The 24,278-nt window shown below is 50.3% G+C and carries 26 protein-coding genes; 19 read left to right on the top strand and 7 right to left on the bottom strand.

Features of this window, described 5'->3' with window-relative positions:
• The first annotated feature begins 15 nt into the window (after nt 1–15).
• The 9 genes from T458_RS39625 (at nt 16) to T458_RS39585 (ending at nt 8,800) form a co-directional block, all read left to right on the top strand.
• Nucleotides 16–1,452 carry a vWA domain-containing protein gene (locus T458_RS39625; RefSeq protein ID WP_023556606.1) on the top strand — a complete coding sequence of 479 codons (1,437 nt, stop codon included), beginning with the start codon at nt 16–18 and terminating at the stop codon, nt 1,450–1,452.
• A 22-nt stretch (nt 1,453–1,474) separates the two neighbouring features.
• On the top strand, nt 1,475–2,686 hold the full coding sequence (locus T458_RS39620; protein ID WP_023556605.1) for a hypothetical protein: 1,212 nt from the start codon (nt 1,475–1,477) through the stop codon (nt 2,684–2,686).
• A 72-nt stretch (nt 2,687–2,758) separates the two neighbouring features.
• Entirely contained in the window at nt 2,759–3,610 is an 852-nt protein-coding gene (locus T458_RS39615) for a hypothetical protein (protein WP_023556604.1), read from the top strand.
• 31 nt (nt 3,611–3,641) lie between these two features.
• A complete protein-coding gene (locus tag T458_RS39610) occupies nt 3,642–4,496 on the top strand; it encodes a hypothetical protein (RefSeq protein ID WP_023556603.1) in 855 nt (284 codons plus the stop codon).
• A 36-nt stretch (nt 4,497–4,532) separates the two neighbouring features.
• Nucleotides 4,533–5,276 carry a YciC family protein gene (locus T458_RS39605; protein ID WP_023556602.1) on the top strand — a complete coding sequence of 248 codons (744 nt, stop codon included), beginning with the start codon at nt 4,533–4,535 and terminating at the stop codon, nt 5,274–5,276.
• Nucleotides 5,277–5,305: 29 nt separating this feature from the next.
• Nucleotides 5,306–5,722 (top strand): TadE/TadG family type IV pilus assembly protein, encoded by a 417-nt coding sequence (locus T458_RS39600; protein WP_023556601.1) that lies wholly within the window; start codon nt 5,306–5,308, stop codon nt 5,720–5,722.
• Entirely contained in the window at nt 5,723–6,382 is a 660-nt protein-coding gene (locus tag T458_RS39595; protein ID WP_023556600.1) for a Tad domain-containing protein, read from the top strand.
• A 39-nt stretch (nt 6,383–6,421) separates the two neighbouring features.
• On the top strand, nt 6,422–7,729 hold the full coding sequence (locus tag T458_RS39590; protein ID WP_023556599.1) for a VWA domain-containing protein: 1,308 nt from the start codon (nt 6,422–6,424) through the stop codon (nt 7,727–7,729).
• 285 nt (nt 7,730–8,014) lie between these two features.
• Nucleotides 8,015–8,800 carry a DUF169 domain-containing protein gene (locus tag T458_RS39585; RefSeq protein ID WP_023556598.1) on the top strand — a complete coding sequence of 262 codons (786 nt, stop codon included), beginning with the start codon at nt 8,015–8,017 and terminating at the stop codon, nt 8,798–8,800.
• Nucleotides 8,801–8,818: 18 nt separating this feature from the next.
• On the opposite strand, the gene T458_RS39580 is transcribed toward T458_RS39585, so the two are convergent.
• A complete protein-coding gene (locus tag T458_RS39580; RefSeq protein WP_023556597.1) occupies nt 8,819–9,214 on the bottom strand; it encodes a hypothetical protein in 396 nt (131 codons plus the stop codon).
• 133 nt (nt 9,215–9,347) lie between these two features.
• Here T458_RS39580 and T458_RS39575 point away from each other — a divergent pair, with 133 nt between their 5' ends.
• Nucleotides 9,348–10,241, top strand: a complete 894-nt coding sequence (locus T458_RS39575; protein WP_023556596.1) for an NAD-dependent epimerase/dehydratase family protein — start codon at nt 9,348–9,350, stop codon at nt 10,239–10,241.
• A 96-nt stretch (nt 10,242–10,337) separates the two neighbouring features.
• Here T458_RS39575 and T458_RS57175 read toward each other — a convergent pair whose 3' ends face one another.
• Nucleotides 10,338–10,748 (bottom strand): DoxX family protein, encoded by a 411-nt coding sequence (locus T458_RS57175; protein WP_023556595.1) that lies wholly within the window; start codon nt 10,746–10,748, stop codon nt 10,338–10,340.
• Nucleotides 10,749–11,254: 506 nt separating this feature from the next.
• On the opposite strand from T458_RS57175, the gene T458_RS56050 reads away from it, so the two are divergent.
• Both T458_RS56050 and ant(9) read left to right on the top strand, forming a co-directional pair.
• Nucleotides 11,255–11,731, top strand: a complete 477-nt coding sequence (locus T458_RS56050) for a hypothetical protein (RefSeq protein WP_023556593.1) — start codon at nt 11,255–11,257, stop codon at nt 11,729–11,731.
• Nucleotides 11,732–11,777: 46 nt separating this feature from the next.
• Nucleotides 11,778–12,563 carry an aminoglycoside nucleotidyltransferase ANT(9) gene (ant(9), locus tag T458_RS39560; RefSeq protein ID WP_023556592.1) on the top strand — a complete coding sequence of 262 codons (786 nt, stop codon included), beginning with the start codon at nt 11,778–11,780 and terminating at the stop codon, nt 12,561–12,563.
• A 74-nt stretch (nt 12,564–12,637) separates the two neighbouring features.
• Here the strand turns inward: ant(9) and T458_RS39555 are convergent, their stop codons facing one another.
• Both T458_RS39555 and T458_RS39550 read right to left on the bottom strand, forming a co-directional pair.
• On the bottom strand, nt 12,638–13,753 hold the full coding sequence (locus T458_RS39555; protein WP_023556591.1) for an aminopeptidase: 1,116 nt from the start codon (nt 13,751–13,753) through the stop codon (nt 12,638–12,640).
• Nucleotides 13,754–13,844: 91 nt separating this feature from the next.
• The gene (locus T458_RS39550; RefSeq protein WP_023556590.1) at nt 13,845–15,050 is read right to left on the bottom strand and encodes an iron-containing alcohol dehydrogenase; all 1,206 of its coding nucleotides are present in this window, start codon (nt 15,048–15,050) and stop codon (nt 13,845–13,847) included.
• 273 nt (nt 15,051–15,323) lie between these two features.
• On the opposite strand from T458_RS39550, the gene purC reads away from it, so the two are divergent.
• The 7 genes from purC to purN are packed head-to-tail and all read left to right on the top strand — an operon-like array spanning nt 15,324 to nt 22,298.
• Entirely contained in the window at nt 15,324–16,043 is a 720-nt protein-coding gene (gene purC / locus T458_RS39545; protein ID WP_023556589.1) for a phosphoribosylaminoimidazolesuccinocarboxamide synthase, read from the top strand.
• Complete coding sequence (gene purS, locus T458_RS39540) at nt 16,036–16,284, top strand: phosphoribosylformylglycinamidine synthase subunit PurS (RefSeq protein ID WP_023556588.1); 249 nt, start codon at nt 16,036–16,038, stop codon at nt 16,282–16,284. Before purC ends, purS begins: the two co-directional genes overlap by 8 nt.
• 3 nt (nt 16,285–16,287) lie before the next feature.
• Entirely contained in the window at nt 16,288–16,980 is a 693-nt protein-coding gene (purQ, locus tag T458_RS39535; RefSeq protein WP_023556587.1) for a phosphoribosylformylglycinamidine synthase subunit PurQ, read from the top strand.
• Nucleotides 16,961–19,204, top strand: a complete 2,244-nt coding sequence (gene purL / locus T458_RS39530; protein WP_023556586.1) for a phosphoribosylformylglycinamidine synthase subunit PurL — start codon at nt 16,961–16,963, stop codon at nt 19,202–19,204. The genes purQ and purL overlap by 20 nt, the downstream gene beginning before the upstream one ends.
• The gene (purF, locus tag T458_RS39525; RefSeq protein ID WP_023556585.1) at nt 19,189–20,607 is read left to right on the top strand and encodes an amidophosphoribosyltransferase; all 1,419 of its coding nucleotides are present in this window, start codon (nt 19,189–19,191) and stop codon (nt 20,605–20,607) included. Before purL ends, purF begins: the two co-directional genes overlap by 16 nt.
• A 45-nt stretch (nt 20,608–20,652) precedes the next feature.
• The gene (gene purM, locus T458_RS39520; protein ID WP_023556584.1) at nt 20,653–21,693 is read left to right on the top strand and encodes a phosphoribosylformylglycinamidine cyclo-ligase; all 1,041 of its coding nucleotides are present in this window, start codon (nt 20,653–20,655) and stop codon (nt 21,691–21,693) included.
• Nucleotides 21,687–22,298, top strand: coding sequence for a phosphoribosylglycinamide formyltransferase (purN, locus tag T458_RS39515; RefSeq protein WP_023556583.1), 612 nt, complete (start codon nt 21,687–21,689; stop codon nt 22,296–22,298). The genes purM and purN overlap by 7 nt, the downstream gene beginning before the upstream one ends.
• Nucleotides 22,299–22,487: 189 nt before the next feature.
• Here purN and T458_RS57910 read toward each other — a convergent pair whose 3' ends face one another.
• The 3 genes from T458_RS57910 to T458_RS39495 all read right to left on the bottom strand — a co-directional run bounded on the left by T458_RS57910 (nt 22,488) and on the right by T458_RS39495 (nt 24,209).
• Entirely contained in the window at nt 22,488–22,706 is a 219-nt protein-coding gene (locus T458_RS57910; protein WP_354702689.1) for a hypothetical protein, read from the bottom strand.
• A 765-nt stretch (nt 22,707–23,471) separates the two neighbouring features.
• Entirely contained in the window at nt 23,472–23,768 is a 297-nt protein-coding gene (locus T458_RS39500; protein ID WP_023556580.1) for a hypothetical protein, read from the bottom strand.
• 72 nt (nt 23,769–23,840) lie between these two features.
• Nucleotides 23,841–24,209, bottom strand: coding sequence for a hypothetical protein (locus T458_RS39495; RefSeq protein WP_023556579.1), 369 nt, complete (start codon nt 24,207–24,209; stop codon nt 23,841–23,843).
• Nucleotides 24,210–24,278 lie beyond the last annotated feature (69 nt).

The following is a 24,278-nucleotide window of genomic DNA, read 5'->3' as shown; positions in this document are numbered from 1 at the left end:
GGTACGGATACCGTCATGAAAACAACGAAATCATTCTTTATCGCCATCCTCTTGGTTTGTTTTGTTGGGTTGTACGCCTGTTCTGCGCCAGAATCAGAGCCAGTGGATGCACCCCCTGCCGATAATCCCCCTGTGAAGGTCGAGCCGCAACCGAATGGCAGCGAGCAAGGAAAAAAAGAGACACCTGAACCAGAGCCTAGCGCAAGCGAGCGAGAAGAGCAAGTAAAGGCGCTCAAGGCGATGATTCCTGCGGAACTAAGCAAACTGCCAAAAACCGCAGAGGATTTTTATAACATGCCGCCTGGCCTATTTTCTGGTACGACTTACGGCAAGCAGAAGGAAGAAATCCGCAAAGTGATAAGTCAAATCCCCAATATCAAAGACCCTGATCAGGAAACCATTGAATTGTATTATCTGGCCTTGCTTGGGCTTTTAGCCGAGGACTACCCGGAACCGCTGGAAATCATCAACCAAATCAAATTGAACGATTTCGGCAATCCCGAGGTAGATGATCCGCGTTTTCAGTTCAAAGAGCAGTACAATGTGATGATTGTCCTGGATGCAAGCGGCAGTATGGGGCATATGGCAGGAAATAAAACGCGGATGGAAGCAGCGAAAGAGGCGATTCGTTCCTTCGCTGCATCGCTTCCACCAGAGGCGCGGGTGGGCCTGCGGGTTTACGGACACGAAGGGAGCGGGGCGGAATCGCAGAAGGAGCTCTCCTGCAGCAAAAGCGACGTCATGTACCCGCTGCAAGGGTATGATTCGCAAAAGATGAATGAAGCCCTCGCGCAATTCAAACCGGCTGGCTGGACTCCGATCGCTTTGGCCCTGCAGCAGGCACAAGAGGATCTGCGTTCCTACAAAGGGGAAAACAGCACGAACATCATCTATCTTGTCAGTGACGGGATAGAGACATGCGGCGGTGATCCGGTGGCGGTGGCAAAACAGTTGGGCGATTCGGATATTACACCAATCGTCAATGTGGTCGGCTTTGGAGTAGATGGGGAAGGGCAGCGACAACTCAAACAGGTAGCGGAAGCGGCAGGCGGCCGCTACGTATTGATTCAGGATCAAAAAGAGTTGCAAAGTGAATTTCAGAAGGCGAATGAAATCGCTCGGAAATGGATCCAGTGGAGAAACGGCGCTACCTATGATGCTTTGTCGGCGAACCTGTCCCAAGCAGCATCTATCCATGTCTATGGATCGAACTGGTACAGCAATTCTGTAAGGGAAAGCTATAATTTTCTTTCTCTCTTTACCGATCTAAACAGATTGAAGATCCTGGACAAAGGAACCATCTCGGCCCTGGAAAAGATTGAAAAGCAGCAAGACCAGATTATCGTGAAGCATGGCAGGGAAATGGAAGCTTTTCTAAGAGATCTCAATGAAAAGTCATATAAGGAAGCAGTGGCAGCCATCGAACAAACATACGAAATGAGAAAAAACTAGCGTGACACAGGAGGGGTGGCTAGTGGATAAAAGACGAGGAAGACCTTGGATAGCCGGTATCTTCGCTTTTATTATTCTTTTGATGAATGCCTTCCCCGTGATCGTGCTGGCAGAGGGAGCGACGTTACAGCCACCGCAGCTTCAGGTGCCTAACTACGAGGCTCCTAATCTGCAAGCACCGGATTGGGAAATACCAAAACTGGATGGCGTTCAATGGGATATGCCTCAATTGGAGCCTCCGCCGGGAATTGTCCCACAGTTGGAAGAACCCGAATGGGATACACCTCAGCTTCAGGCTCCCAACGGGAATATGCCTCAAATGCAAGCACCGAACGGAAGCATGCCCCAGCTTCAGGCACCAGACGGTCGGGCACCTGCTCTGACGACACCGGATGGCAGCGGAGCTGCAGGAGGACGGGTCGGCAGTGAAGTACCGCAACTCACACCGCCTGGTCAGGGGCCGGGTCCCCAGGCAAATCCTCCGCCGTTTGGCGAGACCATGGCTTACAAGATGATGCAATTTTCCATCAAGGATATTATGGGGGACACCCTTAGTTACAGTGCAGATATGTTGCAGCATGGTCAAGTTTCTGTAGGAACGGGGGCAGGCGGATACTCCAAAGTCTTGCTGACACTTGGGCTGAAGGGTCTGGATATTGGCCTAGATGGTTCTCCTTACCAGAATTATACAAGTGGCGCTCTCGATATCATGGGGGCAAAGGGAGCGTACGACTCTTACAAACTCGTATTGCAGCAGAATGCGAACGCAGCGGCAAGAGCCGCCGAATACCAACGTTCATTCTCCAATGCGACTTCAGGAGCGAACGCTGCACGGGTACCCGGTCTGATAACAGGGTTGAATGTCGGGATTGCAGCAATCAGCCTTCCCTTTGACGCCTTTAATACCTACACATCATTTAGCCAAATTGATGACCCAAACTTGACTCCGGAGCAACAAGGGGAGAAATTCCTCAACGGTGTAGGCAGCTTAGGAAGTACTTTGATGGACGCAGGCGTGATCGCTTCCGTGATTCCAGGTGGGCAAACAGTTGCTGTTGTGCTTGTCACGGCAGGAGGAGTCTTGTGGCTGGGCAGTACAGCACTCAAGTGGATTGACAAGTTGGCCGACGGGAAAATAGGTAAGTGGCTCAAAGAGAAAACAACAGATGCGATTGATTGGGTCAAGGACACAGCAAAAGATACATGGGGCTTTGTAAAATCTATTTTTTCCTAGTCCATAGGAAACTGATCCCACCGCATCGTATACCAACAGCATGAACGACATAATGGTCTGGAGGGAGCTAAGATGGTCTCACGCATTATCGTAAAAGAAACACCACACATCCGAGAACAAATTAACAAACACAAAAAGTTCTTGGAAAAGCCAGACCTGTTTAATCATGCGGCAATGCTTGACGGTCAAGTCTATTACAATGTTCAGTACTGGAGATGGGGGAAGAGCAAGGCTGCTGGATATCTGATCCTGCGCAGTGATGGGAGTGTGCCTCCTCTTGCAGAAGCTAGACCGGTCGTTCGTTTATTCATGTCCCATAACAATGCTGTCATTAGTTTTACACAAGATTTTGCGAGGGATAAAGAAAAGCCGGTATGGATGTATCAGCAAAAGAGGGATTGTCTGCTGGAGTTACTCCCGTTCTGTGAACATGTAATGGATGCACAGACTCGCCAGGATGCAGAGGATTTGATCGAGATGTGCCAGTTGATGGTCAACAGTGTGGAGGAATTGCGGGCAATCTACGAACGGGGCATGCATTACCACGAAGAGATGCTTGCACGGAATTATACGACGATTGATGACGAGAAACAGATGCGGGATGCCTTGCTTGACTCTGATTATATTTTGTACCGGCGATTGCGCAAACAATGCGAAGTACAAAGCGCAGTCGATCGGATCTATCATTTTTTTGCTTCTTCTCGCCTTGAATTGGCTGGGAAACAAAGTGACATGGCAAAAAAGTTGGTCAGTCTGCTGCGTGATTACAGAAGGGAAGAGCTCTGGCGGATCATGAAACAATCCATTAAAGACATGGAAGTACAAGGAGTCCCTTATCAGGATGTCCTGGAAATGAGACAGGCAGTGAGTGAATTTAATGAAAAAATATTTCATTCAATCATGTCTAGCCTGCGAAATCCTTAGGAGAAGAGCACTGAGCAAAGGAAGTGCCAACATGATCTCCCGAATAAATGTAAAGGGAACAGCACAAGTACGAGAACAGATCAACAAATATAAACGCTTCCTTGAAAAGCCGGATTTGTTTAATCATGCGGCATTGTTAGACGATCAAGTCTACTACAACGTGCAGTACTGGAGATGGGGGAAAAATGAGGCGGTCGGATATCTGATCCTTCGAAGCGATGGAAGTGTTCCCCCTCGGGCAGAGGCGATCCGCGCTGTCCGCCTGTTTATGTCCCATAACAACGCTGCCATTAATTTTACAAAAGATTTCGCAGTGGATAAGGAGAAGCCTGTATGGATGTATGAGCAAAAGCGCGATTATCTGCGGGCGCTCCTTCCGTTTTGTGAACAAGCGATGGATGGTCAGCTTCGCCAGGACACAGCGGATGTGATCGAGATGTGTGACATCATGGTCAACAGTGTGAATGAATTGCAGGCGATCTACGAGCGGGGCATGCGTTATCACAACGAGATGCTTGCGCGGAATTATACGACGGTTGACGACGAGAAACATATGCGAGATGCTCTGCTGGATTCTGATTATATATTGTACCGACGCTTGCGCAGACAATTCGAACTGCAAGATGCTGTCGACCGTGTATATCATTTTTTTGATTCCTCTCGTCTGAATTTGGCCAAGGAGCAAAGGGAGATTGCCAAGAAGTTGGTCGCGCTGCTGCGTGACTACAGGCGGGGAGAAATCAGGAGAATCATGAGAAAATCCCTTCAGGACATGGAAGTAAAAGGGGTTCCTTACCAGGATGCAGCAGATATGAGACATGCACTGTTAGAAAAAAATGAAGAGATTTATCGAAACCAGCTCTTCACCATCCTGCGCAATCCTTAGCTGAGGAAGAAGGAGCGAACAAAGGGGGCCGACTTGGTGAATCCATTGAAAGAGAGCATTCACTTTTACGCGCGTCATATCGAATCGCTTTTGTTGATTTCGGCCGTTATTGTTTTGCCATTGCTGCTGGTACACAATGTGGCGATTAACTACGTGAATTTTCTGGCTGCCTTGACAGGGGCACCTGTCGTCGCCAGTTTTTATAATCTGTTCTTGCTTCTGCTGTTCCTGACATTAGTTCAGATTGTGTTCGCAAAATTCGTCATCAGCGAGATGGAGGGAGAAGAGAAGCCGCTGCGCAAGGCCTTCCGCACATTTTGGGAGTCCGGTTTCTCCGTTTTCCTGTATGGGATCGTCTACGTACTGGCGGTGTGTATTGGTTTGCTTCTGTTCGTCGTGCCGGGGGTCATCCTGCTAGTGCTGTTTTATCTGACCCCATATCTGACCGTCATGAAACAAGCATCTCCCTGGAAATGCTTGCGGTCTGCCTTCGAAATGGGGAAAAAGCATTTTGTCCCGATTCTGGGCCTGATCCTGTTGACGAGTGCGATCCAATGGGTGATTGGTCTGGTCGGGCTGGCATCGGTGACGTTTATTACGACCAGCTTCGGCGCGGTTTTCTTTACGCAAATGATTTTGACAGTGCTGATCTTCCCCTTCATCGCGGTGATGTTTACGATGTACACCGTCAAATGGCGCACAGAGCTGATGAAGGCGATCGAGGCAGAAAAAATGGAAGCAGAGAGAGTTGAAGCAGAAAGATTGGTAGTAGAGGGGTAGGCAGGGTTTTCTGCGGAGGTGACTGTCTTATGAAAAGATGGAGTCGGGCGTTACAAAATAAAAAAGGCTCTGTGACAGTGGAGTTTATTGGAATTCTGCCATTCGTCTTTTTGATTCTCTTGATTTTATGGCAATTTTTAACAGGTGTTTATGCCGTCATCATTGCCCAGTCCGCTGCTAACGAAGCGGCGAAGGTCTATTCGATTACCGGTAATTCCTCGGAAGCTAGAAAAGCTGCACGCGAAATCGTCAACTCCGCTGGGGGAGGCATTTCTTACAACGATTCGAATTCGTTGATTTCCCATGAAGGGGATAACCTGTTTGTTGCGCGTATTGGCGTGAATCTGGATCTATTTTTTATCCCGGATTTTATCAAGCAAAACATGGAGGAAAAAGACAGAGTCATCTCGCTGAGCCGCGAGCTGCGGGGGCGGGTGGTTCATTAGATGAGACAAATAGCGAATAGCTTACGTGATCAACGCGGCAATATGACGGTGTTTGTCCTGACGATCTTTTTCTTCTTTTCACTCGTTATGTTCACATTGCTGTTCAACATGTCGACCGTCTTTGTCGACAAGGAAGTGGCGGCGAATAGTGCTCAGCAGGCCAGCCTTGGTGCCACGCAGATTGTCTACGAAGAAGCGGAGAGGGCGATCGAAGTTTATGATGCAAACCTTCCGTTCAACATGGTCCCGATCTCGCCGCAGGTAAAGGCGGCCAAAATCTCCTTGCGCAGTGCCCATCCGAGCTGGTCGGATAGTGAGATACTGTACAACGCGATCGACCAGGTGCTCTTGGTTAATCTACCGACCAATTCTGTACTGGAAGGATACGTATGGCAACATATGGCAGTTGCAGAAAGAAAAATTCAAAGTACAGTTGGCAGCATCTTGTCTTCAAACGGTGCCATCAGAAGCGGGTCGCGTGTGAAGATGTTCAACAGCGAGCAGCGGATCGAAGTAAGGACGTCCGTCCGGTATGAGAGTGAAAATTTTGGCCTTGATTTCTTGTCCAATCATCGCGATGAGATCGAACAGACAGCGGAAGGCAGACGGATTCGCTTCGCGGAGGTGCTTCAATGGACAGACGTCCATCTTTCCTTATAGAGAAACAGGCAGATTAGCAGAAAGGAGGCGATGAGTGAGATGGCATGTAGATCCAGATGGCGTCATATCGTAAGCGGCTTGGTGTTGACCTTGTCGCTTGTCGGCTGTTCTTTCGGATCAGCCGTAACCGGAACTGCAGGCGTACCACGCATGCCTGAGACGACCCAAGAATTGATCGGCTCCCAGCCGGGTCCGCTGGCTGGCACTCAATTTTATCTGGCGAATTATCCGCATCGGGCACAGATTGTCAAAGTTCTGGACCGTCTGCCGCCCTTGATCGACGGGATGGATCAATCTCTGATCGATGTTTACTGGGGGCAGCTGCTCACGTTGTTTACAGAGGATTACCTGAGCCCGCAAATGGTCGTGGATCGTTGGCGGATGGCTTCATTCGGGAGTCCGGATGTGGGAGATGCCCGTTTTTTGTTTCGCGAAAATTTCAACGTGCAGATTATCCTTGATGCGAGCGGCAGCATGAAGGAGAAAATCGGCGACAAGACCAAGATGGAGCTGGCCAAAGAGGCGATCAAGGAGTTCGCGGAGTCTCTGCCTGAGGAAGCAAAAATCTCACTGAGGGTTTACGGGCATAAGGGGAGCGGTTCGGATGCCCACAAACAGCTTTCCTGCTCCAGCAGCGATCTCGTCTATCAGCTCCAATCGTATGATGCGAAGAAGCTGGACGATGCCTTGAAGCAATTTGAACCGAACGGCTGGACCTCGATTGCGCATTCTCTGCAAATGGCGCAGCAGGACATGGCCCAGTTCTCGGCAGACAAGAATACCAACGTCATTTACCTGGTGAGTGACGGGATCGAGACCTGTGACGGCGATCCGGTCGCGGTCGCCAGAGAGCTTTCCCAGTCCGAAATCATGCCGCTCCTGAATGTGATCGGCTTTGACGTCAACGCAGAGGGCCAGAAGCAACTGAAAGAGATCGCGGCCGCATCGGAAGGGCTGTACGCCAACGTCACCAATCGCGAGCAGTTCAAGCAAGAGCTGGAGCGAGCCAAAGAGATCGCGCAAAAATGGGAACAGTGGAAGCGCGATGCCTTGTCCGAAGTCGATGCGGTATTGATCGACCGGAAAAAATGGATCGATGCCTACGATCGGGATTGGTACGAGAAAAATTGGCGGGAAAGCCTCAATGTAGGCGCAGCCATCGATTATCTGACTGCGACAGGCAAGCTGGGCAATCAGCCGCGAGAATATCTGTTGCAGAAACGACTGGAAAGAGAGGCGCTGGTCACGCAATCCAAGGAGGAGTTGATCGACTACCTGGTCGGCTTGACGACGCAGACCTATAGTGAGATGCGTTCGGAGATTGAGGAGAAGTACAGCGGAGGGTAGGTCGAGGTATTCGTAAAAGATCACGGCGTGGGAACGGCATCGCTCAACCACGCCGTTTTTTTGTATAGGAAAAATAACTTCTTGAGAAACACGAAGAAGAAAGTGCGGGGACAAACTGAAGCTGGACGAGGAAAAAGGGGAGATAAGCGAAGATATTTGGGATCTTGACCGAGGCGCAGCGGAAAAGGCGGAACACTCTTTCAGCGGCAGAAAATAGAATTTTCCGAAAAAAGTTGTTAGACTTGTTGTATAAGTTTTTCCATGCAAAAAGGGGGAGGATGGAAGATGAACACGAAGGAACTCAACCAGGCCCTGCAGACGTATATCCGCACTGATACATTCCCGGTCGGAATCAAGATTGTGAAAGCGGAAGACGACCTGCCAGAGAAAACCAAGCGGCCCATGCGCGATTTCGGCTACCAGATCACGATTTGTCAGGCAGTCGGATTTTCCCGGCGCTACGGCTGGAGCGTCGCTATGAACGGATCAGACCTCTCCTGTCCCATCGCGCAGGTGGCGTTTGGCTACGAGCCGCAGCTGCCCTTTTACACAGAGGGAAATCTGGCTTGCGGCATGTACACCGATAGTCTGGAAGCTGGGGCCGCAAGCGAGCAGGATGTGCCGAAGCTGTCGGCGGAGGAAAGCGGGTATTACGTTTCCTATCCACTGGATCGTGCAACCGTCGAGCCGGATGTAGTCGTAATCTACGGCAATTCGGCGCAGGTGATGCGTCTCGTGGCGGGGATGCTGTACAAGCGGGGCGGTTCTATTCCTTCTACTTTTTCCAGCCGTGCCGACTGTGCGGATATTGCGATCAAGCCGTTGCAGACCGGCGAGCCCCAAGTCATCGTGCCGTGTTATGGAGACAGACTGTTTGCCCAGACGCAAGATCATGAGATGGCCTTCAGCTTTCACTACCGGGATGCCGAGGAATTGGTAGAAGGTCTGGCTGGTACGCAAAAAGGCGGCATTCGTTACCCAATCCCGACGTACCTTCGCTATCAGGCGGAGTTTCCTCCGACCTATCAAAAGTTGAATCATCTGTTCGCCGAAAAAGAGGAGAAGGCCTGACGCTTTGTGCGTCAGGTTTTATTGTTGGATGTCAGCCGTTCCATACATATCTACAGTCCAGATGTTCTGAAATTCCTCCCACTGCTTCAGATCCACTCGATAGGCAACCTTATCTTTGGTTATCACGAGAATATGGCGTAGATTATTGGTAGTGCTCATTGTTTGAAATGACTCCATTTCCTGTTTCAGGACATTTGTAAAGTAATCAGTAAGAACGATTTTGTAATCTTTTCGCCCAGGATCATGTTGAAGCCCCATCAACTCGGTTGTATCGAACTCCTCAGCGGAATTAAAGTCGTGAATGTAATTGATCCTGTCTACTATCGCGTCACGATCAACGACGGGCTGATAGGTATCCTTTTCCACGCATCCTATTACTAAGAGGAAAAAGAGGCAAAATGGCAAGTACTTCATAATTATACCTCCATTTTATAAGACGAAATTCCATACTACAGGTATTTTTGGTTGAATAGATTGAATTATGAAATAATATCAGCTATGATGATCAGAGATCGATAAAAAAATTCTTATCGAAAGAGGGATCATCATGAAAAAAGCATTGGTGATTGGCGGGACTCAGTTTTTTGGAAAGCGCTTGGTACGCAATCTCGTCGACAGCGGCTGGGATGTGACCATTGCGACGAGGGGAAGAACGCCAGATCCGTTTGGCGACAGCGTACAGCGTCTGATCATTGACAGGGAGGACAGGAAGACGTTGGAGGAAGCCTTTGGCAGCACAGATACCTTTTATGACTGTGTATTCGATCAATCCTGTTATTCTCCAATCGAGGTTAAAGATGCTTTAGAAGTTTTAAAAGGTAGAGTCGGTCATTATTTGTTTACGTCTACCATGTCTGTCTACGATTATGGCACATCCAAACAAGAATCGGAATACGACCCTTATGCCTACCCGATCGAGTTGAAATCCCGCAGAGAATACATAGGAGTTTCAGGGTACAAAGAGACGAAGAGACAGGCAGAAGCTGTCTTGTTCCAGACAGGCGATGTACCAGCAACTGCATTTCGCTTTCCGCTAGTCATCGGGGAAGACGACTACACGGGACGCTTGCAGTTTCATGTCGATCGAGTGAAGGCGGGTCTGCCGATCGGAATCGACAATCCCGAAAGCAGACTTGGCTATATCGACTCCGAGGATGCTGCCCGTTTTATCCAGTTCGCTGCTGATCAAAAGCTTCAGGGTCCCTACAATCCCGGCTCTCCCGGAGATCTCTCGCTGCAGGAATTGCTCGATCGCATCGCACATGCCGCAAACACAGAAGCAATCATTGTTCCATCGACGGAGAAGGAATCGACCTCCCCGTATAACTTCGAGGCATCCTTGTCTCCTGATGTAAGCAAGGCTGTTGCGACGGGCTTCGAGTTCCGCAAGCTGGATGATGTGATGGATGGATTGATCCAGTATTATTTGCAAACGGAATAGAGCTTTCTGCTCCAAATGCAGGTGTGCTTGCGATAAAAAAGCTGAGCCCTACCGGATTTAGGCAGGGCTCGAGCCGTTTCATTTTGAGGGAGGCGCTTATTGCAGCTTTTGAGACATGGTGTCAGTGGCAGCTGTACTGACGGAAGCTTTCATTTTGTGATAATACACATACGATCCGGCCAACAGCAGGAAGTATATGAGCATCGGCCAGCCTGCAATAATTGAATCGCCGACGGCAATGCTCGAATAAACGACGCTGATCAAGTCAAACGCCAATCCCGCGTAAGCCCATTCTTTCACTCGGGGGTAGCCGGGAATCAGGATCGCCGCAATGCCGAGTACTTTCACGATTCCGCTGTAAAAGACGAAATAGGCCGGGTACCCGAAGTGCTCCGTTATGAACTTCACTGTTTCCTTCTCTCCCAGAACGGCTGAAATAGTGGGGAATAACATCCCCAGCGAGAATAGGATGGTGCATATCCAGAAAGCGATACGGATCTTTCTCATGATACATTCTCCCCTTACATTTTCGTTTGTTTTCCACGATTCTGTGTGCTTGATACAATGCTCGTGCCTGCAGCTTCGTGTACTCAGGAAAAGGTGTATTTGCAGAATAGCATAGCTTCGCAGTTCAGATTTCTTATGAATTGCGCAAATATACAACAGAGATACGAAAGATCGTGAGAGCCGCGGCATCGACACCGTCAGGGGTGATTTTTGCTTCATTTCCTGCGGGTCCTTCATCCTCATGCCATCAAATGTAATGATGTCGACATGCAGAGTAGAATGATCAAGTAGAAAACTTTGAGCCGCACTCTAAGGAGAGGCGGCTCTATTTACGTTTTCTTTACCAGATGATTCAGGGCATTGGATTAGCACAGATCCTAGTGGACGGAGGAACGGTTACCGTTGTCCGTCACATTGTACCGCGTTGCCAAGTTGGTGATGTAACATATTTCCAAATGGAGGCGTCTTTACAAACGGGGGTTAACAGAAGAAAGGAGAAATGATGAATGCTGAAATTCAGAACGATTGCCAGTATGCTGCTTTTATGTGGGGGGTTGTCCCTTACCGGCTGCAGCAATGAGCCTGCGTCTGCTCCGGCCCCGACAGAAAAGCAAGTGATAAACGTTGATCTGACTGCTACAGTTGTAAAGGAAAAATTGAAGCTGGGAATGTCCAAAGAGGAAGTAAAAAACCTGCTTGAAGTCGACTATGATGCCGAGGTAACGAGCTCCATGAACGATACCAAGATGTGGCGATATGATTTTGGAAAAAAGGAAGGCTACACGTATACAGCACCGGATAACATGGATGACGTCGACATGCAGGGATTGGGGGACGGCTCCCTAAAATCACAATTATTTATCGAGTTTGATAAAGAGGAAAAAGTGCTGAGCTTTACTTTTTACAGCAAGAATGAAAAAGGAGAGCTTGTGGAATCCCGCCTGATGCAAGATGGTACGGTGAAAGAAAGCACGATAGAATGAATAATCAGCAGTATTGTACATTTTAGACGGGAGGAGCTTGCAGCTATTGAGTGACTTGAATAACGAAAAAATACCTAAGCAAGCGATCCAAGCATGTGAAGTTGTAAAGGAATTGCTTGGCGGTGCAATAGTCGGGGTATATTTATTTGGTTCTGCAGTAACTAGTGGCTTACGCATGAATAGTGATGTAGATGTCCTAGTGGTTGTAAATCAAAGCTTGAGTGAAGAAATTCGCAGAAAACTAACAGACAGACTCATGCATATATCCGGAAAGATAGGAAATACAGATTCTGTGCGACCATTTGAAGTTACGGTAATAAACCATGGAGATGTTGTCCCTTGGCGATTTCCGCCAAAAAATGAATATCTCTACGGTGAGTGGCTCAGGGATGAGTTTGAGAATGGGAAAATTCCGGAACCAACGTATGACCCTGATTTGGCTATTGTTTTAGCACAAGTAATAAAGAATAGCGTTCCTCTGTTTGGTTCTGATGCTTCCGATGTACTTGATCCCGTGCCAATGGCAGATATTCGAAGAGCGATTATGGAGTCTTTGCCAGGATTAATGGAGGGCATCAAGGGCGACGAACGAAACGTATTGTTAACCCTTGCACGGATGTGGCTGACAGTGGCTGTTGGTGAAATCGCATCAAAAGATACAGCTGCGCAATGGGCTATACCTCAGTTGCCTACAGAGCATGCGACTTTACTCAACTTAGCAAGAAAAGCCTATCGCGGAGAGTATGTGGATAAGTGGGAGGGACTGGACAGAGAGGTAATAGCACTCGTTAATCATATGAAAAATTCTATAGAGTCTTATCTTCGTATCTGAACCTAAAACATAGAGCCGTACTCAGAGAAGAGGCGGCTCTATCTACGTTTTCTTTACCTGATGATCCCTATAAATTACACGAGATTCTCCGGATTCAAGCCTTCCAGCTCCGGCAGGACAAACCGTCCGTCTTTGCGGATCAGCACATCGTCGAACCAGATCTCCCCGCCGCCGTACTCAGGGCGCTGGATTTGCACCAGATCCCAGTGGACGGAGGAGCGGTTGCCGTTGTCCGCCACATTGTACGCGTTGCCCGGTGTGAAGTGGAAGCTGCCGGCAATCTTCTCGTCGAACAAGATATCCAGCATCGGGTGGAGGATATGCGGATTGAAGCCGATCGCAAACTCGCCGATATAGCGCGAGCCTTCGTCCGTATCCAGGATGTCGTTCAAGGCCTTGGTGTTGGAGCTGGTCGCTTCGACGATTTTTCCTTCTTTAAAAGTAAACTGCACGTCGGTGAAGGTCGTGCCGTTGTAGTTGGTCGCGGCGTTATAGTAGATCGTTCCTTCGACCGAATCACGTACAGGAGCCGTATACACCTCGCCATCCGGGATGTTGCGCTTGCCGTCGCACTTGATCGCGCCGATTCCTTTGATGGAAAAGCGCAGATCCGTTTTCGGCCCGACGATGCGAACGCGGTCGGTGCGGTCCATCAGTTCCTTGAGCGGTGTCATGGCGCGGGACATTTTGGCGTAGTCCAGATTGCAGACGTCGAAGTAGAAGTTTTCAAAGCGCTCCAGGCTCATGTTGGACAGCTGCGCCATCGATTTGTTCGGGTAGCGCAGGACCACCCAGCGTTTGTTGGCAATGCGTTCATTCGTATGTACCTTTTGGTAGAGAACGCGGGCGTAAATGCCCATCTTGTCTTCGGGTACATCCGACAGCTCGTTGATATTTTCGTAGGCGCGGATGGCGATGTAGGCGTCCATATCTTTCATCCGCTCATATTCGTACTTCGCCATCAAAGCCATATGTTCTTCGCTTGTTCCTTCATATAAAGCACGCAGCACTTCCTGGTCCTTGAGCGTTACCAGAGGGAGCGCACCGACGGCAAAAGCTTCTCGGACCAGCGCACGCACCAGCTCCGGCTGAAGCCCCGTATTTTCGATCAGCAGCTTTTCCCCTTTTTGCAGGTTCAGCGAGTAACGAATAAGCCGGCTCGCAAGTTCGTTAATCCGTGGATCTGCCATAGCAAGACAACCCCTTAGATAAAAAATATTTTACTAATTTCTATTATGGCACAACTCGCCCAAATGATGCCAGAGTCAAGATGAGAGTCTGTTACAGGCAAGCCTCGTAGATCGACACTATGTCTTCTGCATTCAGATTGCGGGAGCTGGGCAGGTATCCGTATCCGCGTCCGCCGATATGTACCGCATCCTCTGCCAAGCGAGGGAGAGCGTCGCGGTTCACACCAAAATCAGACAGGCGTTCTGTGATTCCCATACGTTCGTACCATTGGCGTATGGCTTCAATCGTAGCGCGGGCGCAAGCATGGTCGTCAGCCTCCGTTATGCCAAAGCAGCTGCGTCCCATGCGAGCCAGCCGATCCGGGCGATCAGGCAGAATCACTTGTTCAAAATAAGGAAGGGACAGAATCGCCAGTCCGCGCCCATGCGCCATGTCGTAGAAGCCGCTCAACGGATGTTCGATGCCGTGCAAAGGCATGCCGACCCGAAGTCCGCGTCCAGCGAGGGCAAAGGGACTGATCCCGAGGGTGCTGGCCCACAGGAGTGTCCCGCGAGCTTCAGCGTCATCGGGCTGTTGGATCGCTCTGACGGAATGCTCCACGACCAGGCGGATCAGATTTTCGGAGATGCCGTCCTGAACATGCGTTCCAGGGGCGCTGATCAGATAGCTTTCAAAAATGTGGGAAAAAATATCCGCGCTCGCTTCTGCCGTAACCCGAGCGGGGACGGTAAAGGTGAGAGACGGGTCAAGGATCGCGATTTTCGGAAAGAGGGCCGGGCCGTTGAAGGACGATTTTTCATGGGTTTCCCAATGGGTCAGTACGGTGACGGAGTTGGCTTCTGATCCGGTCGCAGCTACTGTCGGGATGGTCAATATCGGCAAGGCCTCGACTACAGGAACGAGTGTTTTGGCGGACCCGCTCGGATTGCCGCGCATGTAGTCGTAGATCGGACGGCCGGATTTCGCTGCAGCAGCGATCGCCTTGGAAGCGTCCATGACGGAGCCGCCCCCTACAGCCAGTACAAAATCACAGCCCTGCTCACGCGCCAGTGCAGCCCCGGCATCTACAGTTGCTGTGCGTGGATTGGGTTCCACTTTATCAAAAAGAACAGCCGCGATATTGGCCTCTTCCAGGAGAGTCTGGACGCGTGCCAAAAGGCCGGTGCGCTTGGCAGAATTTCCTCCGGTGACAAGCAAGGCCTTTTTGCCAAGGGTTTTTGCCCTTTCTCCCAACAGATTGATTTCCCCCATGCCGAAAAAAATCTGCGTCGGAAAGGAGACCTCGAAAGACAACATCTGGATTCCTTCTTTCCCTAGTAGGTTTACTTCCTTAGTGTATCACAAGACAGGAAAGGAGCGCAGAAGCGAAGGGGGAATGGAGCGAGAACGGTTCATATGACGAATGATAAACAAATATATAAAGAAAATACCCAGTAAAAACCGAACGTTTGTCGAAGGTGTTTCTGGGAGTTTTCGTTGATAAATGCGTATGTTTATGTTTTAATGTATTTGAATCGTTCGTAAATTAATCGCAATACAACCCTTTTATCTGGGAAGGTGACTTCTACGGTGGAAAAACAAGAACAACTTTACGAAGGAAAGGCAAAACGGATTTATCGGACTTCTGTGCCCGGGCAGTACTGGGTGGAGTACAAGGATGACGCTACGGCATTCAACGGTGAAAAACGGGCTCAAATCACGGGAAAAGGTGAGCTGAACAACCGGATTACCGCCATCTTTTTCACGATGCTCAAAGAGCGCGGCATCGACAATCATTTTATCCGCCTCCTGTCCGCGACCGAGCAAGTGGTTCGTCAGGTTGAGATTATCCCGCTGGAGGTCGTCGTTCGCAATATCGCTGCCGGTTCGCTGGCGAAGCGATTGGGCATGGCAGAAGGCACCGTCTTGCCTGAACCTGTCGTCGAATTCTACTACAAGGATGACGCCTTGGGAGATCCGTTGGTCAATGCTTCCCATATCAAGGTCTTGGGGATTGCGAGCGAAGAGGACCAGGCGGCATTGGAACGCATGGGCCTCGCAGTGAATGAAGTGTTGCGTCCTTATCTGCGCGAACGCAAGATTACACTGGTTGATTTTAAATTGGAATTTGGAAGAACGCCGGAGGGAGACATTCTCCTCGCCGATGAAATATCGCCGGATACATGCCGGTTCTGGGATTCAGAAACAAATGAAAAATTGGATAAAGACCGTTTTCGCCGCGATCTGGGAAATGTGGAGGAAGCGTATCAGGAAATGCTGAGAAGATTGGGAGGGGATGTCCATGTTTAAGGCAATTGTGTATGTGACATTGCGTGAAAGTGTATTGGACCCGCAGGGGAATGCAGTAAAGGGAGCGTTGAACACCTTGGGCTTCGACGAGGTGGCGAACGTGCGCATCGGCAAGTACATGGAGCTGGAGCTGGGGACAAATGATCGTGCCCAGGCGGAAGAACGTGTCCGTGAAATGTGTGAAAAGCTGCTGGCCAATACGGTGGTTGAAGACTATCGCTTTGAGATCGTGGAGGGCTGAGTGATGCGAGTAGCCGTTATTGTCTTTCCCGGCTCCAATGCCGACATCGATTTGTACAACGCGGTGGAAGACGTCATGGGCGTGCCGGTGGATTACGTCTGGCACTCCGACACCGATCTTTCCGCGTATGACGTGATTCTTTTGCCCGGTGGCTTCTCGTACGGAGACTACCTGCGCTGCGGTGCTGTCGCCCAATTCTCGCCCGTCATGGAGCAAGTGGTGAAGGCGGCCGAGGAAGGCAAGCTGGTCATGGGGATTTGCAACGGGTTTCAGATCCTCACGGAAGCTGGACTGCTCCCAGGCGTCCTGCTGCGCAACCGCTCCCTCAAATTCCGCTGCAAGCTGTCCGCTTTGCGCGTAGAGAACAACGATACAGCCTTTACTAAGGATTACGACCAGGGCGAGGTCATCCACATCCCGATCGCGCATGGAGAAGGCAACTACTACTGTGACGAAGAAACGCTGGCCCAATTGAAAAGGGGCAATCAGATCGTGTTCCGCTATCATGGGGAAAACCCCAACGGCTCGCTTGAGGATATTGCCGGGATTATCAATGAAAAAGGCAACGTACTCGGTATGATGCCTCACCCGGAGCGCGCTGTCCATGCCTGGATGACATCCGATGACGGACGCCGCATGTTTACTTCAATCCTGAAGACCTGGAGGGAACGGAACCGTGCCACAACTCACGCATAATGAACCGACAGCTGAACAAATTGCCGAGCAGAAGCTGTATCGCGAAATCGGCCTGACTGATGACGAGTACCAACGCGTGGTCGACATCATCGGACGCAAACCGAACTGGACAGAGACCGGACTCTACAGTGTCATGTGGTCCGAGCATTGCTCCTATAAAAACTCCAAGCCTGTCCTGCGCCGTTTTCCGACGAAGGGTCCTCGCGTCCTGCAAGGCCCAGGCGAAGGAGCGGGTATCGTAGACATCGGCGACCAACAAGCCGTCGTCTTTAAGATCGAAAGCCATAACCATCCATCCGCCATTGAACCGTATCAAGGCGCGGCAACGGGTGTCGGCGGGATCATCCGCGATGTATTTTCGATGGGTGCCCGTCCGATCGCGGTTCTCAATTCCCTTCGTTTTGGCGAATTGACCAACCCGCGCGTGAAGTATCTGTTTGAGCATGTCGTGGAAGGGATTGCAGGCTACGGCAACTGCATCGGGATTCCGACCGTCGGGGGAGAGGTCAACTTCGATCCGACGTATGAAGGAAATCCATTGGTCAACGCCATGTGCGTCGGTCTGATCGATCACGAAAAAATCCAAAAAGGCGTCGCCTCCGGCATCGGCAACCCGGTCATCTACGTGGGAGCCAGCACGGGCCGCGACGGCATTCACGGCGCTACTTTCGCGTCGGAGGAGCTGAATGAAGACTCCGAGAAAAAACGTCCTGCCGTACAGGTGGGAGATCCGTTCATGGAAAAGCTGCTCCTGGAAGCATGCCTGGAGCTGATTGATACAGGGATTGTCGTCGGGATTCAGGACATGGGCGCGGCTGGCTTGACCAGCTCCAGCTCCGAGATGGCGTCCAAAGCAGGGAACGGGATCGAGATGAACCTCGACCTGGTGCCGCAGCGTGAAGCCGGCATGTCCGCCTACGAAATGATGCTCTCCGAGTCCCAGGAGCGCATGCTCGTAGTAGTAGAAAGCGGCAAAGAAGCCGAGGCCATCGCGATTTTTGACAAATGGGGCTTGGCTTCTGCGGTCGTCGGGAAAGTAACCGATGACAGCATGCTGCGTCTGCTGCACAAAGGGGAAGTCGTAGCGGAAGTGCCTGTAGACAGCTTGGCGGAAGATGCGCCCGTCTACCATCGTCCATCCGCTGTCCCTGCTTATTACGAAGCGAATGCAAAGGTAGATGTGCTGGCTGCGATTCCCGAGCCTGCTGACCTGAATGAAACGCTGAAAAGCATCCTGGCACAGCCGACTGTCGCCAGCAAAGCGTGGGTATACGAGCAATACGACCATATCGTCCGCGCCAACACCGCTGTAAAGCCTGGCTCTGACGCAGCCGTCGTCATGGTGCGCGGCACTCGCAAGGCTTTGGCGATGAGCACCGATTGCAACGGACGCTACGTCTACCTCGATCCAAAAGTAGGCGGCGCAATTGCCGTAGCCGAGTCGGCCCGCAACGTCGTCTGCTCCGGCGCAGAGCCATTGGCGATCACCGACTGCCTCAACTTCGGCAGCCCGGAGAAGCCTGAAGTGTTCTGGCAGTTCGAAAAGGCCTGCGAGGGCATGAGCGAGGCATGTGTGGCGCTGGACTCGCCGGTTATCGGCGGAAACGTCTCTTTCTACAATGAACGCAGCGGCGAGCCGATCTATCCGACTCCGACTGTCGGCATGGTAGGTCTGATCACCGATGTAGACCATATTACAACACAAGACTTCAAGCACGAAGGCGACGCCATCATCTTGCTGGGCGAGACATTCGCCGAGCTGGGCGGAAGCGAGTATCAGAAGCTGGTTACCGGCTCCATCTCCGGTCGTCCGCCGCAAATCGATCTGACCAAGGAAGCGGCTGTACAAAAGCTGGTTCTGACTGCTATCCGCAAAGGATTGGTCAAATCTGCACACGATCTGTCCGAGGGCGGTCTGGGCGCAGCCCTGGCTGAATCCTGCTTTGGGAAAGAATTCGGTGCGCAGGTAGAGCTTGAATCTTCCTTGCGTCCAGATGTTCTGCTGTTCAGCGAATCACAGTCCCGCATTCTGCTCAGCACTTCGCAGGAGCAGGCAGCGGCAGTGCTGGCGCTGGCTCAGGAACACGGTGTGCCTGCACAAGTGATCGGAAAAACCGGAGGCGACAGCCTCGTGGTAAACGTGAACGGAACAGAAGCCATCCGTGCTTCGATTCAAGAGGTGAAAGCAGCCTGGAAGGATGCGATTCCATGTTTGATAAGTTGATCTGGGACAAATTGAATGAAGAATGCGGCGTATTTGGCATCTACAACCACGAGGAAGCGTCTCAATTGACTTATCTGGGGCTTCACGCCCTGCAGCATCGCGGTCAGGAGAGCGCAGGGATCTGCGCCTCCGACGGCGAGAAGTGGTATAAGCATCGCGGAATGGGGCTCGTCTCGGAAGCGTTTGGCAAAGGAGATCTGGAAAAATTCCGCGGTCATATCGCCATCGGACACACCCGCTATACGACAGCAGGTTCCAGCAAGATTGAGAATGCCCAGCCGCTCTTTTTCCGCTATGCACAGGGCAGTATGGCAGTTGCCCACAACGGGAACCTGGTGAATGCAGCTGTTCTGCGCAAGGAATTGGAGGCAAAAGGCTCTATTTTTCAAACGACAAGCGATACCGAAGTCATCGCGCATCTGATCGCTCGTTCCGAGAGCAGCGATCTGCCCGGAGCGGTGAAGGATGCCCTGCAGCATATCAAGGGTGCTTATGCCCTCGTCGTCATGAACAATCACCAGCTCATCATCGCGCTCGATCCCAATGGACTGCGCCCCTTGTCGCTGGGACGCCTTGGAGATGCGATCTGCGTCGCTTCGGAGACATGCGCTTTTGATATCATCGGAGCGGAGTACTGGCGGGATGTGCAGCCGGGCGAGCTGATCATCATTGATGAGAATGGCTTGACCGAGACCAAGTTTACCCCGCATACACAACGTTCAATCTGCACGTTCGAATACATTTACTTCGCGCGTCCAGACAGCGACATCGACGGAATCAACGTCCACATGGCCCGCAAACGCCTGGGCAAGCAGCTTGCGCTGGAATCGCCCATAGAAGCGGATGTCGTGACAGGGGTGCCGGACTCCAGCATCTCCGCAGCGATCGGATACGCGGAAGCGACTGGGATCCCCTACGAGATCGGCTTGATCAAAAACCGCTACGTCGGCCGCACCTTTATCCAGCCGAGCCAGGAACTGCGTGAGCGAGCGGTCTACCTGAAGCTGTCTGCCGTGCGCAAAGTGGTGGAAGGCAAGCGTGTGGTCATGATCGACGATTCCATCGTGCGCGGCACGACCAGCAACCGAATCGTGCGCATGCTGCGCGAGGCAGGAGCCAGGGAAGTGCATGTGCAAATCAGTTCGCCGCCCGTCATGAATCCCTGCTTCTATGGAATCGATACCTCGACCCGCGACGAGCTGATCGCGGCGACCAAATCGGTGGAAGAAATCCGTCAGATCATCGAAGCCGACAGCCTCTCTTTCTTGTCGGTAGAGGGAATGCTGGCTGCGATCGGACGCAAGGATACAGCGCCCAACAACGGACATTGTCTCGCCTGCTTTACCGGTCAGTATCCGACGGAGATCCATTTCGAAGAGGCTTTGCCTGCTCTCAAATGCTAGACAGGAATTGTGATCCGAAAGAAACACCTCTTAGGGGGAGAAACGATGAGTGAAGCATACAAGCAAGCAGGGGTAGACATCGACGCCGGGAATGAAGCCGTCGAACGAATGAAAAAGCACGTCAAGCGGACATTTCGCCCGGAAGTGATGACCGATCTGGGGGGATTCGGCGCCTTATTTCGCCTGGACACGAAGAAATATGAAAAGCCGGTGCTGGTATCGGGGACCGATGGAGTTGGAACCAAGCTCAAGCTTGCTTTCGCGATGGAAAAGCATGATACCATCGGGATCGACGCTGTAGCGATGTGTGTCAATGACGTCGTCGTGCAAGGTGCGGAGCCGCTCTTTTTCCTCGATTATCTGGCGGTAGACAAAGTCATCCCGGAAAAAATCGAAGCGATCGTCAAAGGAATCGCCGAAGGCTGCTCCCAGGCAGGCTGCTCCCTGATCGGCGGGGAGACGGCTGAGATGCCTGGCATGTACGCGGAGGGCGAGTACGATATCGCAGGCTTTACAGTCGGTGTCGTCGACGAGCCCAAGATGATTACCGGAGCAGGTGTCGCTGCCGGAGATGTGCTGATCGGGCTTGCTTCCAGCGGTGTGCACAGCAACGGCTTCTCGCTTGTGCGCAAAGTCCTGCTCGCCGATAAAGGCATGTCTTTGCATGAGCATGTAGACGCTCTCGGCAAAAAGCTGGGTGAGGAACTGCTGACTCCTACCCGCATCTATGTGAAGCAGGTTCTCTCCGTTCTGGAAAAGCATCCGGTCAAGGCTTTGGCCCACATCACTGGCGGTGGCTTTACCGAAAACATTCCGCGCGTCCTTCCCGAAGGTACGCAAGCGGTGATCGAAGTCGGCTCCTGGCCTGTCCTGCCGATTTTCCAACTGGTCCAGGAGGCAGGCGACATTTCCTATCCCGATATGTACAAAACCTTCAACATGGGGATCGGCATGATGCTCGTCGTCAAGGCAGAGGATGCAGACGCTGTGATGGCGCACCTGCAGCAATTGGGTGAGCAGCCATATCGGATCGGACATATCGCCGCCGGGGAGCGAAAAGTCGTGTACAACGGGGTGGAATGGTGAGAAGAGTAGCCATTTTTGCCTCAGGCAGCGGCTCCAACTTCGAGGCCATCGTACAGGCCGTGCAGGCAGGAAGGCTGAGCGGAGCTGAAATTGCCCTCCTCGTCTGCGACAAGCCGGGTGCCAAGGTATTGGAGCGTGCGGCACGTCTGGGTGTAGAAACCTTCGTGTTTGACCCCAAAGCCTATGCGGGAAAAGCTGCTTTCGAAGCCGAAATCGTGGCAGAACTGCAAAAACGCGACATTACCCTGATCGTTCTGGCCGGCTACATGCGTCTGATCGGCGAGACGCTGCTCAAGGACTATGAAGGCAGCATCATCAATCTGCACCCGTCACTTTTGCCCGCTTTCCCAGGCAAGGACGCCGTCGGTCAGGCACTCGCCTGCGGGGTAAAGGTTACTGGGGTAACGGTTCATTTCGTAGATGCCGGACTCGACACCGGACCGATCATCGCCCAGCTTCCTGTACCAGTGGAGGAAGGCGATACGCCAGATACGCTCGCAGCTCGCATTCATCAGGTCGAGCACGGCCTCTTGGTCGAGGTCATCGGCTGGCTTTTGGCTGATAGAGTAAGACGGGATGGTCGTTTTGTACAAATTACACAGTAAAACGAACAGAGGGAGGCATAAGTGCCGTACCCTCTTTTTTTATGATCCAAATGTTCATTGAAAATATTGTTTTAGACTGAAAAAGTAAATAATTGATCCGGTTTAAAGCCAACGGGCAAAATATTGAGAAATGAACTTTTTTAACACAAGCTCAATTATGTAAAGGAGCTTAGAAATTTCCGGTACCAATTATCTTTTAATCTTTTGAACCACAAAAAGTAGAATAAAATAGGCAACTAAACCAAGAAAAAAAGGAACTAACATTTCGGCATTACCCGGTCTCTGAACGAAACCAAAACTTACTTCGTTTTGCAAATATTCAACGTCGTTATACGCATCAATGACATCAGGTGTATAGAAGTAGGTAAGAAGTAGTCCCGACAACACTGGGACGATAAAGAAACACACAAGATTTATGAGGGAGGAAAAGGCAACAGCTTTTACAACATACTTATATTTTTTCTTCTCAGGCGAAAAGAACCACCTCAATTAAAGCACCTCATTTTCAGAAGTTAACATATGTATTTCCTGATAATACCAAACTATTATGGAAATTTACCACAGTGCTTAGTATGTTCAGTGGGTCAACAAGATTTATCTCTCGCTCGTTTGAACATAGTAATACCGGAAAGAGAAAAACCGATAGCTCCGATGAACCATGCTACAAGTTCAATACTGGAGGAGTTACCGCTGAATATTTTCCAAAAAGCATTGATTGTCCATAGAACACCGACTGTTAAGAGGAAGTATTTACGCAATGAACCACCTAATTTCCATTTTCTAAATCATCGAACATTTAACAAGTACGCAAATTCTTCAGTTGCTTTTTACTAAATGTGTTGTGTACTAAGGAAACATATTGCCAAATATTGGCAAGTACTGAAAGAACAACATACCGATTATTACAAGTACGATCGTTTTAAGTACTGCAGTTACAAGGAAACTCTTGATTTTTAGACTGCGTTCAATTAATCGTTCTACCGCGAGATAACAAATAACTGCAATAAGTAGTAATATTGCAAATCCTATGATTGGACCCATTCCAAGAATCACCTCTAATTGATTAGAGTTGACCGCAAGTAGTTAAAATTTGCAGCCTATAGATCATGATATCAAAAAATGGGTTAAATTGGGAAATTATGCATTTAACACAGTACTTATGTTGTTAAGCGCCTACAGTAGGTAACCGATAGCAACGTGCCTGCTACCCTCATATAAATTGAATTTGCTTCCTGGGGCTAATAATTCAAAAGGTGCTTCCTCAGAAAAGAATGAGAAATCTGCAATGGTAGTTAGATCAGTACCAATCTCGGAATGCCAGATGATATCAGCGCTCCAAGTATCACCAGTTTTATCTTTAGTTTCAAACTCGACAATTGGACAGTAACGAAAACCGAAGCCCAGAGGAGTAGTACGTCCACCTTGTTCAGCAGTTAGCCATTTAATTTTTGCTTTAACAACCTTCTTCATATGGATCACCCCAAGCTCAAAGTATTTCCAGATAGAGGAAGGCTAACTTAACAAAACGGTAATTCTGGTAAGTTACCCAGTAATGTGTTCATCTTCAACATCGACAATTGGGTTGCCTGAAACTTCGTAAACCGCCAAAAAATCTATCAGTAGGAGCTTGATCTCGTCAAGGTTTCGGTTTTTACGAACAATCTCATACTCTACATATACTGTCTGTAACCCTAAATCACATTTTAAGAGTTTAAATGGTTTAATAAACCGATTCTCGCCATATGTCCAGTTGGACAGAAAAGAAGGCAAGACCAACTCGTCTTCTTTCTTAAGTGGGTTTTGGAAAGTCAGTAGTAGTGAATATCTAGTTCCCTTTTTAAGCTCAAATAGGGTAGCAGGATAGTACTGTTCAACACCTATCCAATTCGTATCTTGATTTTGGCCAGACATTCGGATCAACTCCAGTAAAGGTATATATTTTGGCCTAAGGTGGCAATTACGTAAAGGCAATATGAAGTG

It is taken from the genome of Brevibacillus panacihumi W25, assembly GCF_000503775.1.
GTDB lineage: Bacteria > Bacillota > Bacilli > Brevibacillales > Brevibacillaceae > Brevibacillus > Brevibacillus panacihumi_A.
Note: the sequence above shows the minus strand (reverse complement) of the source record. Positions and strands in the feature narration are given on the sequence as shown.